This window comes from Candidatus Microthrix subdominans (assembly GCA_016719385.1).
GTDB lineage: Bacteria > Actinomycetota > Acidimicrobiia > Acidimicrobiales > Microtrichaceae > Microthrix > Microthrix subdominans.
Map to the genome: position 1 here is coordinate 98197 of JADJZA010000007.1, position 15530 is coordinate 113726.

Annotated in this window: 10 protein-coding genes and 1 pseudogene; 6 read left to right on the forward strand and 5 right to left on the reverse strand. The window is 69.0% G+C overall.

Translation table 11 applies throughout. From position 1 onward, the window contains the following. Positions 1–75 precede the first annotated feature (75 nt). Positions 76–888 (reverse strand): ABC transporter ATP-binding protein, encoded by an 813-nt coding sequence (locus IPN02_10640; GenBank protein ID MBK9297265.1) that lies wholly within the window; start codon positions 886–888, stop codon positions 76–78. A gap of 174 nt (positions 889–1062) precedes the next feature. Between IPN02_10640 and IPN02_10645 the strand changes: the two genes are divergently transcribed. Continuing rightward, on the forward strand, positions 1063–5085 hold the full coding sequence (locus IPN02_10645) for an AAA family ATPase (protein MBK9297266.1): 4023 nt from the start codon (positions 1063–1065) through the stop codon (positions 5083–5085). Between the two features lie 371 nt (positions 5086–5456). Next, on the forward strand, positions 5457–5789 hold the full coding sequence (locus tag IPN02_10650; GenBank protein MBK9297267.1) for a hypothetical protein: 333 nt from the start codon (positions 5457–5459) through the stop codon (positions 5787–5789). A 272-nt stretch (positions 5790–6061) separates the two neighbouring features. Here IPN02_10650 and IPN02_10655 read toward each other — a convergent pair whose 3' ends face one another. Beyond that, the gene (locus IPN02_10655) at positions 6062–7357 is read right to left on the reverse strand and encodes an FAD-dependent oxidoreductase (protein ID MBK9297268.1); all 1296 of its coding nucleotides are present in this window, start codon (positions 7355–7357) and stop codon (positions 6062–6064) included. Positions 7358–7537: 180 nt separating this feature from the next. On the opposite strand from IPN02_10655, the pseudogene gluQRS reads away from it, so the two are divergent. The 3 genes and pseudogenes from gluQRS (at position 7538) to IPN02_10670 (ending at position 9844) form a co-directional block, all read left to right on the forward strand. Continuing rightward, positions 7538–8468, forward strand: a pseudogene (gluQRS, locus tag IPN02_10660) (tRNA glutamyl-Q(34) synthetase GluQRS). Positions 8469–8486: 18 nt separating this feature from the next. After that, positions 8487–9212, forward strand: coding sequence for a helix-turn-helix transcriptional regulator (locus IPN02_10665; protein MBK9297269.1), 726 nt, complete (start codon positions 8487–8489; stop codon positions 9210–9212). Continuing rightward, positions 9209–9844 (forward strand): sterol desaturase family protein, encoded by a 636-nt coding sequence (locus IPN02_10670; protein ID MBK9297270.1) that lies wholly within the window; start codon positions 9209–9211, stop codon positions 9842–9844. Before IPN02_10665 ends, IPN02_10670 begins: the two co-directional genes overlap by 4 nt. A gap of 16 nt (positions 9845–9860) precedes the next feature. Here the strand turns inward: IPN02_10670 and IPN02_10675 are convergent, their stop codons facing one another. The 3 genes from IPN02_10675 to IPN02_10685 all read right to left on the reverse strand — a co-directional run bounded on the left by IPN02_10675 (position 9861) and on the right by IPN02_10685 (position 13902). Continuing rightward, the gene (locus IPN02_10675) at positions 9861–10784 is read right to left on the reverse strand and encodes a hypothetical protein (protein ID MBK9297271.1); all 924 of its coding nucleotides are present in this window, start codon (positions 10782–10784) and stop codon (positions 9861–9863) included. Between the two features lie 54 nt (positions 10785–10838). Next, positions 10839–12887 (reverse strand): type IIA DNA topoisomerase subunit B, encoded by a 2049-nt coding sequence (locus IPN02_10680; GenBank protein ID MBK9297272.1) that lies wholly within the window; start codon positions 12885–12887, stop codon positions 10839–10841. A gap of 97 nt (positions 12888–12984) precedes the next feature. Continuing rightward, positions 12985–13902, reverse strand: coding sequence for a hypothetical protein (locus IPN02_10685; GenBank protein ID MBK9297273.1), 918 nt, complete (start codon positions 13900–13902; stop codon positions 12985–12987). 237 nt (positions 13903–14139) lie between these two features. Between IPN02_10685 and IPN02_10690 the strand changes: the two genes are divergently transcribed. Continuing rightward, positions 14140–15237: an asparaginase gene (locus tag IPN02_10690; GenBank protein MBK9297274.1), complete on the forward strand. Its 1098-nt coding sequence runs from the start codon at positions 14140–14142 to the stop codon at positions 15235–15237. Positions 15238–15530 lie beyond the last annotated feature (293 nt).

A 15530-nucleotide genomic window follows, 5' to 3' on the forward strand; every position in this document is an offset into this window, starting at 1 on the left:
CGGAGGAGCGCCGATTCAGTCGATCACAAGCTGGCACCGCAGCGTCGCCGTCCGGTCGGGCGCCGCAGGCCGGTCTCAGGTGCCCAGACCCTTCATCCGGTCGAGCACGGCCTCTGCGGTGGGGCGTTGCAGGTCGCCGACCACCCGCCCGTCGACCAGAAAAATCACCTGATGGGCATAGGCGGCGGCAACCGGATCGTGGGTGACCATCACCACGGTCTGGCCGTAGTCGTCGACCGCCGAACGCATGAAGCCGAGCACCTCGGCCCCCGACGTCGAGTCGAGGTTGCCGGTCGGCTCGTCGGCGAAGATGATCTGGGGTCTGGTGGCCATCGCACGCGCCACCGCCACCCGCTGCTGCTGGCCACCGGACAGCTCGCTGGGGCGATGGGACAACCGGTCGGACAGACCGACCGTGTTGACCACCGTGTCGAGCCAGCCCTGATCAGGCTTGATCCCGCCCAGGTCGAGGGGCAGGGTGATGTTCTCGGAGGCGGTGAGCGTCGGGATCAGGTTGAACGCCTGAAAAACGAACCCCACGTGTTCGCGACGCAGCAGCGTCCGCTGCTTGTCCGACAGCGTCGAGAGGTCGGTGTCGCCGATGAACACCTGCCCCGCGGTCAGGGTGTCCAGGCCGGCCATGCAGTGCATCAGGGTGGACTTGCCGGAGCCCGACGGACCCATGATCGCTGTGAAGCGTCCGGAGGGGAAGGCCACGGTCACGTCGTTCAGTGCGAGCACCTCGGTGTCGCCGGAGCCGTACGCCTTGGTCGCACCGAGCGAGTGGGCGGCGGGTGCGCCGGCCGTCGCAACGCCGCCGGTGGCACCGGGTGGCGTCGCTGGGCCGTCGGCGGCGGGCGGCGGGGTGGCCGATGGTGGAGAGCTCATGGTGCCACGCTACCGGGCGCGAGGGACGGTCGACGTTCCGGAACGACGCCGACGCCGGTGCGAACGTAGTCTGAGCCCGTGCAGTGTCCGACGTGTGGAACCGAAGTTCCACCCGGAGCGCGTTTCTGTCCATCGTGTGGGGCGTCGGTCAGCGCTCCGACCGAGGAGCGCCGGGTGGTCAGCGTGTTGTTCGCCGACCTGGTCGGGTTCACCGGGCTGTCCGAGCAGCTCGATCACGAGCAGGTCAAACACCTCGTCGACGGCGCCTTCGAACGGTTGGTCCACGATGTCGTCAGCTTCGGTGGGCGGGTGGACAAGATCGTGGGCGATGCGATCGTCGCCTTGTTCGGAGCGCCGGTGGCCCACGAGGACGACGCCGAACGGGCTGTGCGGGCCGCGCTCCGGATGCAGGCGAGCCTCGAGGAGTACGCCACGGAGACCGGGGTCGAGGTTCGCATGCGGGTGGGGGTGAACACGGGCGAGGTGTTGGTTGGCGCCCTGCGGGCCGGCGGCGACTACACGGCGATGGGCGACGTGGTCAACGTCGCCGCCCGGCTTCAGACCTCGGCAGATCCGGGTTCGGTGTTGGTGGGTGAGCCCACCCGACATGCCACCGAGGACGCGATCCGTTACGAGTCCCGCGGCAAGTTGCTGGTGCGGGGCCGCGACCAGCCGGTCGACGCCCACCTGGCGATCGAGCCGGTTGCCCGACCCGGCGAGCGGCCGTGGTCGCCGCGCGTGCCGCTCGTCGGACGTCACGCCGAGCTGGCCCTGCTCGGCGATGCCGTGACCAACGCCATCGATCGACGCCGGGCGATGGTGCTGCTGCTCAGCGGCGATGCCGGGGTCGGCAAGAGCCGCTTGGCCGACGAGCTGGCCGACCGCGCCGCCGGGGTCAACGGAGCCCGCGTCCTCACCGGCCGGTTCATTCCCTACGGCGAGGCCAACCAGTGGTCGGCCATCGCCGAGGTGCTGCGCCAGGGGCTGGGGCTTGCCGAGGATGCGAGCGAAGCTGAGGCGAGCGAGGCCGCCACCAGCTCGATCGCTGCGCTGCTCGACCCGGTCATCGACGGCAACGATCTCGACGGCGTGGTCAACGGGGTGCTCCACCTGATGGGCTATGACAGCCCGCTGCGCGACACCGAGCCCAGCCGTGCCCGCGTCGAGGCCACCCGGGCGCTGGTCAGCTACATGTCGGCTTCCATTCGGCGGGGGCCGATCCTGGTGCGTCTGACCGACCTGCACTGGGCCGACGACTCGGTGTTGGCACTCCTCGACGAGCTGGTCGAGCGCCTGGCTGCCGCCCCGCTGGTCGTGCTGGCGACCGGTCGACGATCGCTGACCCGACGCTGGTCGCCCCGCGCCGGTCGGCACGACATCCTGGTGATGAACCTCGACCCGTTGGGGCCTGACGACGCGCTGGCGCTGTTGCGACGCCTGAGCCGGGATCAGGACCTCAGCGGCGAGGTGGCAACGGTGCTACTGGAGCGCAGCGGAGGTAATCCGCTGTTCCTTGAGGAGCTCGTGCGCTTCGTCCAGCGTCAGGCCGAACTGGAACCAGCCTCAGCCGATCGGCCGGGCGTGCGCTCTGACGGTCTGCAGTCCCTCCCCGAGCTGCCCGACACGCTGCGGGGGTTGCTCTCCGCCCGGATGGACGCGTTGGAAGGAGGGGAGGTCGAGGTGGTGGAGGACGCAGCAGTCTGGGGTCCGACCGGCTCGCTCATCGTGCTCGAGGAGATGGGCCGGGCCAGGGGGGTCGAGGCCGAGCGGATGTCGGAGACGCTCCGGCGTCTGGCCCAGAAGGATGTCCTGGTGCTCTCCGGCGGTGACTGGTGCTTTCGCAACGACGTCTTGCGCGAGGTGGCCTATGGGCGCCTGACGAAGACCGAACGGCTGCGCCGCCACCGCGACGTCGCCACCTACTTGAGTGCGCTGGCCGACACTCGCGACGCCGACGATGGCCTGGTGGAGACCGTTGCCCGCCACTACACCGAGGCGGCTCTACTGCAGCGCAGCCTGTTGGGGGCCGACCAGGTCGACCCGGAGCTGGACGAAGCGGCGCTCGCCTGGACCGAGGATGCCGCCGAACGGGCCGAGGCCGGTGCCAACTGGTTGCTGGCCGACCGGCTGTTCGGCCGGGCGATGGAGGTACTCGGCGACGAACAGGCCGATCGTCGGGTGGCCTACCTGCTCGGCCGGGCAGGCGCCCGCTTGCAGCGGTGGGCGATCGAGGAGGCCGGGGCCGACCTCGACGAGGCCGGTGCGTTGACCGACTCCCACCCGGTGGCCGAGGCGAGGGTGCACTTGTTGCGGGCCGACCTTGAGCGACGTCGGGGTCGCTTCGAGCGGGCCGAGCGTTTGGCCGAAGGAGCCCGCCGGGCGTTGCAGCGGGTGGGGGCGACCGCAGAGCTGGCGGAGGCGTTTCGGATGCTGGGGATGATCCGGTTGTTCAGCGGCGCCGTCGCCGAAGCCGAGGCACCGGCTACCCGAGCCTTGGAGCTGTACCGCAAGCTGGACAATCCGCAGGGCGAGGCCTGGGCGACCCAGCACCTGGCATGGATAGCGTTCATGTTGGGGCGGATCGGGGAGGGCGAGCGGCGCATTGAGGCCTCGGTGCGCATGTTCGAGGCGGCCGGGGACCGCGCGGGCATGATGTGGTCGCTGGGCCTCGAGGCCAACCTGTTGTTTCACAACGGGTTTATCGAGGAGGCCGCCGAGGTGGCCGAGGTTGTCTTCGAGGAGGCCCAGACCAGCGACGACATCTGGGCCCAGGGGATGATGATCTCCGTTCTCGCCCAGGTCGAGCTGTGGCGTGGCCGCACGTCGGTGGCGGTTCGGGGTGCTGAGCGGGCGGTCGAGCTGCTCGAACCGCTGGGCGATCCGTTCGGGCTCACCCAGGCACGCGTGTTGCTCGGCCGCGCCCTGGTGATGGCCGGGCGCGTCCAACATGGGCTCGCCGAGCTCGATCGGGCTGCGCGGGAGAATGGCGACAAGCTGACCAATCAGTTTGTCGCCCAGCCGTTGATCGAGGCGCTGATCGGCGATCTGGCTGCCGGTACGGCCCGGCAGCTGTTGAAGGATCAGCCGGCGGTTCGTAACGTCGGCTCGCTCGAGGTGATGACGGCGGCGGTCTTGGCGCTTATCTGCGATGGGGCCGACGAGGAGGCACGTTCGGAGTTACTGGGCTTCGCCGTGGCCGCGTCGGTCGGGTCGGGCCTCGGCGATTTGATGGGAGGTGGACGTCCGCTGGCGCCCTGGCGCAGCGACCTGGAGTTGCTGCGCAACGGCCAGCTCCACCGCGGCATGGCCCAGGGCAGCACCATTTCGTTCGACGGCGCGGGCAACGAGGGGGGCGAACTCCACGAGGTGGGTTCGGCTCGTCGATTCGGTGGCGTGCACGGGGCCCGAACCCGAGACGACATTCGTCGGGTCAGCGCCCAGATGGAGCGCCCGCCGAGTTGGTCGTTGCACCCCCAGCACCGAGTGCCGAGCGACCCCGACCCGGCGACCGTCGATCGACTGATCGAAGCCGACACGCCCTACCCGCCGGATGCCCCTCTGCTCGACCCCGACCAGGGCCATCCCGATGCCAACGACGCTGATCGCAGTGACCCCGATGTCAACGGCACCGATCCCAGCGACACGGTGCCGGCGGTCAAAGCCGCTGATTCCTTCGACTCGGTCGGGCACGACGATCGTCCGCTCGGCGAGCCCCTTTTCGCGCTCCCCCCGTCCCTTGGTTCGGTCGCCGATGACGCTGGGATGCCGGAGATCGGCCTCACGCCGGAACTGCTCCAGGTCGCCGCCCGCTATCCGGCGATCGGTGCGGTTGCTGCGTTGGCTGAAGCGGTGGGCGATCAACCCGAGCGGGCGGAGGCGTTGTGCAGGACGGTGGGCCGCTCGAAACGAGCGACCTACCACGACGGTGCGCTGGCCCTCCTGTCGGTTGGCGTGGCGGCCGCTCGAACCGACCGGCCGACCGCCGCCATCGAGGCGGTGGAGGGGGCACGGGCGCAGGTGGCTCCCACGGGCGACCGCTTGTTGGGGGCCATCGTCGCGTTGGGCGCGGCCGAGATCGCCACATCGGTGGGCGACGACCGGGCCGAAGCGTGGGCGCGGTCGGCCGATCTTGCCTGGGAGGATCTGGCGGTCAAACCCAAGGGCTGGCGTCGCCTGTGGCGTCGGGTGCTGCCCTGAAGCTGGGTGATCCGATCGACAAGCCGCTCGGATCACCACGGCTCTTCCCCCTCAGCCCCCGGCGAGTCGGCCCCGTCGAGGATGCTGACTGACGGCGGTCACGCCCGCAGGCGTGACCGCCTCAATAGTCGACCAAGTTAGTCGGGTAGTAGCTCCATCTCAATTCTTGACCAGATATGTCAACTTTCAGGCTGAGCGCCACGGTGAGGTGGCGGACTCACGTCGGAGTGTGGCGAAACCCGGTGACCCATGGCATGCTTACTTTTGCTAGCACTGAGTTGACTCCAGTTGCCACGCTAGCTATAGTTAGCATCGTTACATCGAAGAGCAAGCGGCTCGGCAAACGCCAGGGCCCGCCAGGAGGCACCAAAATGAGCACCACCATTCTCGACCGAGTTGTTGAAGTTGAAGACCAGATCGTCGACTCGATCGGCCAGGTCAAGGAGCCGGTCGTGAGCGCCACCGAAGCTGCGACCAAGTTCGTCCAGGAGCGGGTTGAGGTCGCACTGCGCCCGGTCCCGATGGCCGAGAAGCTCCCGACGCCTGAAGAGGTGCTGAACGCGCAGTTCGACTTCGCCAGCAAGCTGCTCGTCACTTCCAAGGACGTGGCCCTCGCCGTGGCCAAGGCCGCTGCGCCCGTCACCAACAAGTGGCTGGACCGCAAGCCCAAGCCCGTGCGCGCTGCCAAGAAGAGCGCCGCCTGATCGGCTGGGGTGAGTCCGAAGGGGCTTACCCCATCATTTCTGGAGTTCGGGGACCTACCCTCCCCCCCCCTCGGGTCCCCGAATCTCCATCTCGTTCGCACTCCGTTCTCCCCCCCCTTACGTGACGTGCGAGCGCTGACCGGCCCCCCTCAGTGGGGGCCGGTCGTCTTTTTGGATCGTCCTTGCCGTCTGCCGAACCGAGGAGCCCGCGCTTCGGCACACGGCCCTCCGTTCGTGTGGTCGGGGACCCCTGGGCTTGACCCGTCGCCCAGTCAGCGGAGCTCCGCCGCCACGCGTTCGCCGATGGCCAGACTCGCCGTCGCCGCCGGGGAGGGCGCATTCAGCACGTGGGTGATCCGGCCGACCGAAGCGATCACGAAGTCGTCCTCCAGGCCGCCGTCGCCGCGCAGAGCCTGGGCTCGCACCCCGGCGGGGGACGGCTCCAGATCGCCTGCCATGATGCCAGGCACCAGCTCGGCGACCGATGCGGCAAAGCGCCGGCGCGAGAGCGATCGGGCTACCTCATCGAGGCCGACCCGCCAGTACCTCCCGGCCAGGTGCCACACCGGAGGGTTGGCCAACAGGCGAGCCACCTCCAACGGATCGATTCGGCCCCAGCGGTACCCGTCTCGGGCCAGTGCCAGCACCGCGTTGGGTCCAGCGTGCACTTCGTCGTCGACCCCGCGGCTGAGGTGCACCCCCAGAAAGGGCAGCTCGGGGTCGGGCACCGGGTAGATCAGTTCCCGCACCCACCCGGCGGCACCGGGCCTCAACCGGTGGTATTCCCCCCGAAACGCCACGATGCTCAGCCGCTTCGCGGTCGAGCGGGCCTTGCCAGGCGGATGCCGGGTGGTAGCGCCCGTTCCAAGGCTGGCGTCGGCGTCGGAACCTTCGCTACCCGATGATGCCCGGCACGGTCGATGGGTCCGGCGCTCGAGGCGGTCGGCCCACAGGCCGGCGCAGGCCACCACCTGCCCGGTGCGGACCGTGCCGTGGTCGGTGTGAACGCTCACGCCGCCGCGTTCCTCGGCCAGCTCCAGCACCCTCCAGCCCAGATGCACTGCGTCCGGACCGATCTCGGCCAACGTCGCCGCCACCTGCCGGTAGTCGATCACTCCGGTTGCCGGCACGAACAGCCCGGCCTTGCCGACGGCATGGGGCTCGTGCTCGGCGATGTCGGCCGGCCCGAGCCGTTCGGCCGCCACACCGTTGGCTGCGCCCCGTCGCGCCAGCTCATCCAGGGCCGGCAGCTGTTCGTTGCGCGTGGCAAGCACCACTTTGCCGCCGATGCGATGGGCTACGCCGTGCTCGCCGGCAAAATCCACCATTGCCCGCTGGCCTCGCACCGCCAGCTCGGCCTTGGCCGAACCCGGGCGGTAGTACAGCCCGCTGTGCAGGACTCCCGAGTTGCGTCCGCTCTGATGGTGGGCCAATTCGGCCTCTTGCTCCAGCACCATGATCGTCCGAGTCGGAAACCGCTGGCGCGCAGCCCAGGCCACCGCCAGGCCCACGATTCCTCCGCCGACGACGACCATGTCGGCATCCACCGGTTCCAAGCTGGGCGTCATCTCCTCAGTCTGCCCGCCTTGGCGATGCCGGGCAGCAGGAGTTGCAGCGCTGGGTCTCCCTGTCTCCTGCTGCGCCGGGTGTGGGAGGGGATCTTCGTCGTTGCGACGACACGAAGCTGCCTTGAGGGCCAGAGCGGGGCGTGCCCGTGCAACCGGGGCACCGATGCGACACTGGTGGACATGGCCAACGGTCGGTTCGCCCCCAGCCCCTCGGGCCCGCTGCACGTCGGCAACCTGCGCACCGCGATGCTGGCCTGGTTGTTCGCCCGCAGCACTATCGGACGCTTTGGCATGCGCATGGAAGACCTGACCACCGGTGCCGCACCGGTGGCCGAGGCCGAGCAGCTGGCCGACCTCGAGGCGCTCGGGCTGGACTGGGACGGGCCGGTCACCCACCAGTCAAAGCATTCCGAGCGCTATCGGGCTGCGTTGGCCGAGCTGGAGGCAGGCGGTCGTATCTACCCCTGTTTTTGCACCAGGCGGGAGATCCGCGAGGCCGGCGCGGCACCGCACGGCGAAATTGACCTGCACCGATACCCGGGCACGTGTCGGTCCCTCGGCGCAGCCGAGCGGGCTCGCCGGGCTGAGTTCCGCTCTCCGGCACTTCGGCTGGATGCCCAAGAGGCAGAGGTGAGCGTGGTCGATCGCCTGCTCGGGCCGCTGACCAGCGTGGTCGACGACTTCGTGCTGCAGCGGGGCGACGGGGTGGCCGCCTACAACTTGGCAGTCGTCGTCGACGATGCGGCCGAGGGTGTCGAGGAGGTGGTGCGCGGTGACGACCTGTGGCCCTCCACGCCCCGACAGGTGTTGCTGGGTCGCCTGCTCGGGCTGCCCATCCCCGGCGTTTGCCCATGTGCCGCTGGTCCTGGGGCCCCTGGGTGAGCGCTTGGCCAAGCGGGACGGTGCGGTCACGCTGGCCGATCGGCGGGCGCTGGGCGAGAGCCCCGATGATGTGCGCGGGCGGCTGGCCCGCAGCCTCGGCCTGGCCGAGAGGGGGGAGTGCCCAACGATGGTCGATCTGCTCGATCGCTTCGACCCGGCTGCATTACCGGCGGAACCATGGACCTTCGATCCGAGCGGTGATCAACCCGCCGTTGACCCTTTTGCTTAATGCCATTAGGTTTCCTAGGTGGCATTGGAAACAGACCGGCGAACCCGCAAGCGGCTGGCACGACGGCGGGAGTTGCTCGACATCGCCGCAGACCTGTGGGACGAAGGTGGTCCCGAGGCGCTGACCCTGGCTGCGATTGGTGAGCGAGCCGACCTGACCGCCCCGTCGCTGTACACCTACTTCCCCTCCAAGTCCGCCATCGTCGCCGCCCTGCAGCGGGATGCGTTGGAGGTGTTGGCCCAGGCCGCCCGGGAGGCGGTCGACGCCTGGAGTGCCCCCGACGGGTCCGACCCGCACGTGGTCGCGCTGGGCCGCCTGGTCGCCTTTTCGGACCTCACCATGCGGGCACCGACCGAACACCCGCTGGAGTTCGGCCTTCAGCAACGCCTGATGGCCAGCCCCGGCCTGGAGGACCCCAACGATGCGGCCGGCGTACTGCCGGCAGCCTTCGAGGCGCTGGCGGTTCCCGCTGCTCTGATCGACCAGGCCGTCGAGGCTCGGGCCGTCGATGCCACCGATCCGGAAACGATGTTGGGGGCAGCCGATTCGTCGACGGTGCGGGCCGTGCGCTGGTTGGCGGCGCTGCACGGCGCGTTGGCGGTCGATGCGCTGCCCGTGGGGGTTCCTGCCGACGGCCACACCATGGGGCGGCTGCTCACCTGCGACCTGCTGCGGGGCTGGGGCGCCGATGCCGAACGACTCGTCGATGCGCAGGCCCTGGCCGACGACTGGAGACACCGATGACCGAGATCCTGTTGATGATCGTCGCCTTCGTCGGAGGGTGGATCGGGTGGACGCTGGCCGAATACGTCCTGCACCGCTTCGCCATGCATGCCCTGGGTGGCAAGGGCATCATGAGTCGGGAGCATCTCGAACACCACGTGACGTCGTCGTGGTCGTTCGATCCCGTCATCCTGCTTGCCTGGGCGGGCATTTTCCTTGTCGGGTGCGCCGTCTGGATACCGCTCACCCGCCTGGCCGGTGCCAGCTGGCCGGTCGCCGCGTCGGTGGCCGTCGGCTGGGGGGTGGGGTACTTCTTCTACGAGTTCTTCCACGCCCGGGCCCACCTCGTTCCACCCACCGGCACCTACAGCACCTGGCTGCGCCGCCATCACTTCCACCACCACTTTGGCCACCCCATGGCCAACCACGGGGTCAGCGTCATGTGGTGGGACCGGGCGTTCGGCACCTTGGAGCGTCCCGACACCGTCCGGGTTCCCCGCCGCCTGGCCCTGCCGTGGTTGGTCGATGACTCCGGCGAGCTGCTGCCCGAGTTCGTTGACGACTACCGGTTGGTCGGCTCGGCCGACGCGGGCGAGCGGGAGGCCATGTTGGACCGTGCCCGGGCGTTCGCCTCGGTGGCGCCGGTCGACTGAGCCGAGTGACCGGCGGTTATCGACCTTCCAGGAACTGCTGGTAGCGCCACTCCAGGCGATCCCGGTTGGGCCGATCAACCCGTTTCTTGGGAACGACGCGCAGCGGTTGGCGGTGCAGCGCCTGGATCCCGTGCTGGAGCATTGGCCCGTCCACCTCGTCGAGCAGGTCCTCGTTCACCTCAACCACGAGGTCCGGGCGGACGCCGAGGAAGCGGGCGTCGTACGCGGCGTGGTGGATCTTGCACAGCGAGAGCCCGTTGGGCGTGATTGCCAACCCGTCCGGCTGATCGTCGGGGACGATGTGGGCGGCGTCGAGCAGGGGTGAATGCCGAAGCGAGCACATCGAGCAGCGCTGGTCGTAGGCGGTGAGCACCCGGGTACGAAAGCCGTGCTGATGCAGACGGGTCTTGGCCGACCGCACGGCGTAGGAGCGGCCGTCGATCTCGGCGGGAACCCCGCGCGGAGCTGTATCGCCAGGTTCACCCGGCGCTGCCGCGATGACGAGGTCGACCCTGAGCTCCCCCGGGTGGTCCCCGCTGACGTACACCGGGAACTCAGCCAGGTACCGGCCGCTGCTGACGCCGTAGAGGTACACGAGGGGAAGTCGGTGTTCCCAGGCCCGACGGAGCGCCCGATTGGTCCACAGGTCGGGGTCCTCGCCCTGGTAGGCGTAGGACAGCCGACTCTCGTCGATCCAACGGTCGAGGTAGGGAGGGGGTTGACCTGCGGGTGGAGCGGTCGTCATGACCGAGATCGGGGCGTCGAGCGACCTGGGCTTGTGGATCCCGAGGCCGCTGGACATCACACCAATTCGGTGACCGTCGACGTCGATACCCTGCTGGAGATTCTTGGCCGGGAGCGCGTCGGGATGAGCTTTGGACAGCTCGGCCAGCCAAGCGAAGACCTGCGAACGCACCCTGTGCTCCCACTCCAGGTCCATTTTGGGACGCTACTTCGCAGCCGCAGGTGACGGCGCCCTGTTGGGGTGCCTCGCTCAGACGTCGAGGACGGCCGGGTCGACCAGCTCGGAGTTCTCGAGCAGAAACGCCTTGCGGCGGGCGACGTCGCTGCCCATCAGCACTTCGAAGCGGTCGGCCGCACGGGTGGCCTCCATGGCGTCCTCCATCGTGAGGCGACGCAGGATCCGGTTCTCGGGATCGAGACACGTTTCGAACAGCTCGTTGACGTCCATCTCCCCCAGGCCCTTGAAGCGCACCCAGTTGAGCTTTTCGGTGTTGCGGCCGCTGGAGGCCAGCTCGGTGGTCAGAGCGTCACGTTCGGCATCGCTGAAGGTGTAGCGCACCTCGTCGCCCACCTTCACCGAGTACAGCGGTGGCTGTGCGGCGAACACCCGTCCCGCCTCCAGCAGCGGTCGCATGTAGTGGTAGAAGAGCGTCAACAGCAGGCAGCGGATGTGGCTGCCGTCGACGTCGGCATCGCAGAGGATGATGATGCGGCCGTAGCGGGCATCGTCAAGGTTGAAGTCACGGCCGAACCCAGCGCCGATGGCAGTGAACAGTGCCTGGGCCTCGGCGTTCTCCACCACCTGCTTCATGGTGGCCTTGCCGGCGTTGACCACTTTGCCGCGCAGCGGCAGCACCGCCATGTTCTCGGAGTTCCGCCCCGCCTTGGCCGGGCCGGCCGCCGAGTCGCCCTCGACGATCAACAGCTCGGCGTCCATCCCGTGGGTGCGGCAATCGGCCAACTTGTCGGGCATGCCGGTTGCGCCGAGCTTGGCGGCTTTGCGCCGAGCGTCGAGCGTCTGTCGCGCGGCTACCCGGTTGATCACCGCTTGGGCCAGCTTCTCGCGCACCGCCGAGATGTGGCTCTTGGCGCCGCCGCCGTCGAACCAGGTCACCATGCCGTCCTTGGTGATCTCGTAGGCGATCGATTGCACGCCAGGCGTGCCCAGCTCGCCCTTGGTCTGGCCGCGAAACTGGGGCTCGGGCAGCGTCACCTTGAGGGCGGCCACCAGGCCCTCCTGCACGTCGCCCTTCTCGGCGCGGCCCTTGCCCTTCTTCTCGAGCGCCGCCAGCTTGCGCAGGCCGGGCAGCAGCGTGTCGTTGACCGCTTTGGTCAGCGCCCGTTCGAACCCAGCGACGTGGGTGCCGCCCTCGGCGGTGGGGATGGTGTTGACGAAGCTGACGACGCGGGTGTCGTAGCCCTTGACCCAGCGAAGCGCGAGGTCGACCTCGCAGGTGCGTTCGGTCTCGGTCAGCTTGCCGTCGACGGGGACCTTCTCGGTGAAGGTGCCCTCGCCGCGGATGGTGATCACCTCGCACAGCGGATCGCCGATCGACAGGTAGTCGACAAAGTCGGCCAGCCCGCCCTTGGCCGAGAACTCCTCGGGTTCGGGTGGGTTGGTGCCGCGCTTGTCGGTCAGGCGCACCTTGAGGGTGGGGACCAGGAAGCACACCTCGGCCACGTGGTCGCGCACCCGTTCGTGGTCGATGCGAGCATCCGGGTCGAAGATGTCGGTGTCCGGCCAGAACCGCACCCGCGTGCCGGTACGTCGGGCCGGGATCTTCTTGACCTTCTCCAGCGTGGACGAGGGGGTGAAGCCGCCGCGTGGCCCGATATGGCCCGGGCGTCGCTCGACGAAGGCCAGACGCCAGGTGGCGCCGTCGAGGTCGACCTCGACGACCAGTTTCGTCGCCAGTGCGTTGACCACCGATGCGCCCACCCCGTGCAGCCCGCCCGAGGATCCGTAGGCGCCGGAGCCAAACTTGCCGCCGGCGTGCAACTCGGTAAACACGACCTCAACGGCAGTGCGGCCGTCGGCCTTCTGGCCGGTGGGGATGCCCCGCCCGTTGTCGGACACCTCGACCGAGCCATCCCGATGCAGGGTGACCTCGATCAGGTTGGCGTGTCCGGCGGCGGCCTCGTCGACCGCGTTGTCGATCAGCTCCCACACCAGGTGGTGCAGGCCGGACGATCCGGTTCCCCCGATGTACATGCCCGGGCGCTTGCGGACCGCTTCGAGGCCCTCAAGCACCTCGATGTGAGAAGCGTCGTAACCGGATTGGGTGGTGTCGTCGGCCATCGGGGGCGAGGGTCTCCTGGGCGTGATGAGGGTGCGGTCGGGGCGAGATCGGCCCGGAGCTGGGCGCAGGCCGACGAACGGGTGTTCGTCGACGAGGCTACTCGCTTCGTTGGCGCTCAAGTCCCATCGGGTTGGGAAACGGCACCTCGCCGGAGCGCTGGATTGCGTCGGCCAGGGGCCCCAATGCCTGCTCCAGCCGGTCGAGATCGGCCGGGTCCCGGTGGGCAAAGGCTCCCCAGGCGGCCCGATCGGTGGCGGCCTCCACCCGCAGCAAGGTGTCCTGCCCCAACATCGTGGCCTGACCATTCTCATCGAGCAGTTCCATGCCGGCCAGGACAAGGATTTCGCGTTGCCACTCCTCGGGTTCCCAGGCCCGGGCGCTGCGGAGGGTCTCGGCGGGGATACGACCCACGCCTACCTGTAACAGGTTGGCCTGAATCCCGGTGAGCCCCTCGGTGACATACGCAGCGATGTGCCCGTCGCCCCGGTGCTCGCGCAGCAGGGTGGCTCCGCGCCACAGGTCCTCGATCGGCTCGCCCGTCCGATCGACGGTCAGGTTGGCGGCGAAGAGCCCGCGCCCGTCGACGGGTGCACCCTCGCCCAGGTCTGAGAGCTGATCGGCGAGCCATTCCAACGTTGAATCGTCGATCCCGGGCCCGCTGCCGTCCGTCGACCAGATGCGACGAAGAGCGGCGGCCGAGCCGGAGCGGCGCGCTGCCAACATCGCTTCCGGCGAAGTGAGGTTCCAGGCCTCGGGCAGGGCCCGGCCAATGCGTCGGGGGTGGAAGTTGGCGAACAGAGCGACCACCGGAGCGGCCGTCACCGTGCCCAGCGGAGCAGCCCGGCTGGCGACGTAACCCATCCAGAAGCCTTTGGTGCCCGCTTCGGCGTACGCAGCCAGTGGCTCGGGGGAGAAATAGGCCACGGCATGGATCGGTTCCAGCAGGTGCCACAAGCGCCGGGCGCGTTCGCGATCGGTGGGATAAAGCCGATCCTGGCGGGATGCGCTGGCCACGCAAGCACTTTACGACCCCGACGCTTTCGTGCGTCGCGTGCCCACGTTGCGCTTCGTCGGCGACGCACACAGTGAGCAACTGCGTCGGTCGTGACGTTGGTGCAGCGTCGACGCAATCGTGAGCAGTTGGAGGTCTGCGGGGTCGTCGCGTGCCATCGCAGCCGTGAGCCTTGTCGGGTGCCGCGTCGGCCCGGTCCGGGCCGCCTTGCCGAGCGACCACGGCAGTGCCAATTGACCATGAGTAGCGTCACGGTGGTGATGGAACTGACGTGGTGCCGTGGGGTGTACCCCGATTCAGCCAACCGGATGGTCGTGGCGGTTACCCGGCCGGACGGTTCGGTGCTGCCGGACCCACGCTGCGATCCCGATCGTCGGGCGTTCGTGCGTTCGGCGGCCAAGCCCGCCCAGGCGGTGGGGCCGGTGCTCGACGGCACGCTCGAACGCTTCGGCCTCGACGAACGTCATTTGGCCGTCGCCTGCGGTTCGCACAACGGCAGCGAGGTGCACACCTCCTTGGTCGTCGAGATCCTCGATGCCGCATCGGTACCCCACGATGCCCTGACCCCGGGCGACGACGGCCAGGGCGGGCCCTTACAACACCAGTGCTCCGGCAACCATGCCCTGGTGCTGGCCTGGTGCGCCGCAAACGGTTGGCCGGTCGACGGCTACCTCCAGTCCGACCATCCGGCGCAGGCGACGATGGACCGATGGGTGACCTGGTGGCTGGGGGTTGAGCCTGAGCGAGCGCCCGACGGGTGCGGCATGGTGGCCTACCGGGTCGCGCTCGCTGATTCTGCCCGTGCCTTCGGACGTTTGGCTCGTGCCGCCGCGGAAACCGTCGACGACGTGCGGGCGACGTTTGTGCTGCCTTCTGAACACACGACCACTCGGTCGGATAGGGCGGAGCCTTCCAGCAGCACCGGTCGGGGGGGAGCTCACCGCTCTTCTGTAGTGGGCGACGAGGCCGAAGCGTTGGTGGCCCTGGGGCGCTGCGGAGCGGCGATGGCGGCGCACCCTGAGTTGGTGCGCTGGCCAGGACAGCTGGATACCGAACTGATGTTGGCCGCTGGTGACGAAGGCCTCGTTGCCAAATGCGGCGCCGAGGGTTTCTGGGCCTGCGGCACCGCTGGCGGTTGGGGCCTGGCGCTGCGGGTCCTCGATGGCGCTGTCCGGGCCTGGCCTCCGGCCGGCATGTGGGCGGTTCGAACTCTCTTAGCCGACGTTCTGGATTCGGACCTGGCCACGCCGGCCCTCGATGCGATCGCCGATCCACCAGTGCTCGACGGCAAGGGCGCAACCGTCGGTGGCCTGGCGGTCACCGACGCCCAGAGGTGACTGGGCTGCGGACACCCTCTTCAAGTGGGGGTGGGGCCCGTGCACGATGGCGCATGCTGCCCGCAGCCTGTTCGTCCGCATCGCGCCCTGCGAAAGTCTGACCGCCGACCTTTGCATGAGGGCCATGCATAAGTCGGCGGGGTGCCTCTTGCATGCCGGTCCCAGGGTCGTCCGGGCCGGCTGACTCGTCGACGCCGATGGGCCGATGGGTGCAGTGGTGCCCATCCGTGGTGCCCATCCGTGGTGCCCATGAGTAGCCATGTGCCGGGGCCAGCGGCAGGTTGATGGCCTCC

Excerpts from the sequence above, each read along its gene's own strand:
- IPN02_10640 (MBK9297265.1), bottom strand. The coding sequence starts at position 888 with ATGAGCTCTCCACCATCGGCCACCCCGCCGCCCGCCGCCGACGGCCCA.
- IPN02_10670 (MBK9297270.1), top strand. The coding sequence starts at position 9,209 with ATGACCGAGATCCTGTTGATGATCGTCGCCTTCGTCGGAGGGTGGATC.
- IPN02_10655 (MBK9297268.1), bottom strand. The coding sequence starts at position 7,357 with ATGACGCCCAGCTTGGAACCGGTGGATGCCGACATGGTCGTCGTCGGC.
- IPN02_10680 (MBK9297272.1), bottom strand. The coding sequence starts at position 12,887 with ATGGCCGACGACACCACCCAATCCGGTTACGACGCTTCTCACATCGAG.
- IPN02_10650 (MBK9297267.1), top strand. The coding sequence starts at position 5,457 with ATGAGCACCACCATTCTCGACCGAGTTGTTGAAGTTGAAGACCAGATC.
- IPN02_10675 (MBK9297271.1), bottom strand. The coding sequence starts at position 10,784 with ATGGACCTGGAGTGGGAGCACAGGGTGCGTTCGCAGGTCTTCGCTTGG.
- IPN02_10690 (MBK9297274.1), top strand. The coding sequence starts at position 14,140 with ATGAGTAGCGTCACGGTGGTGATGGAACTGACGTGGTGCCGTGGGGTG.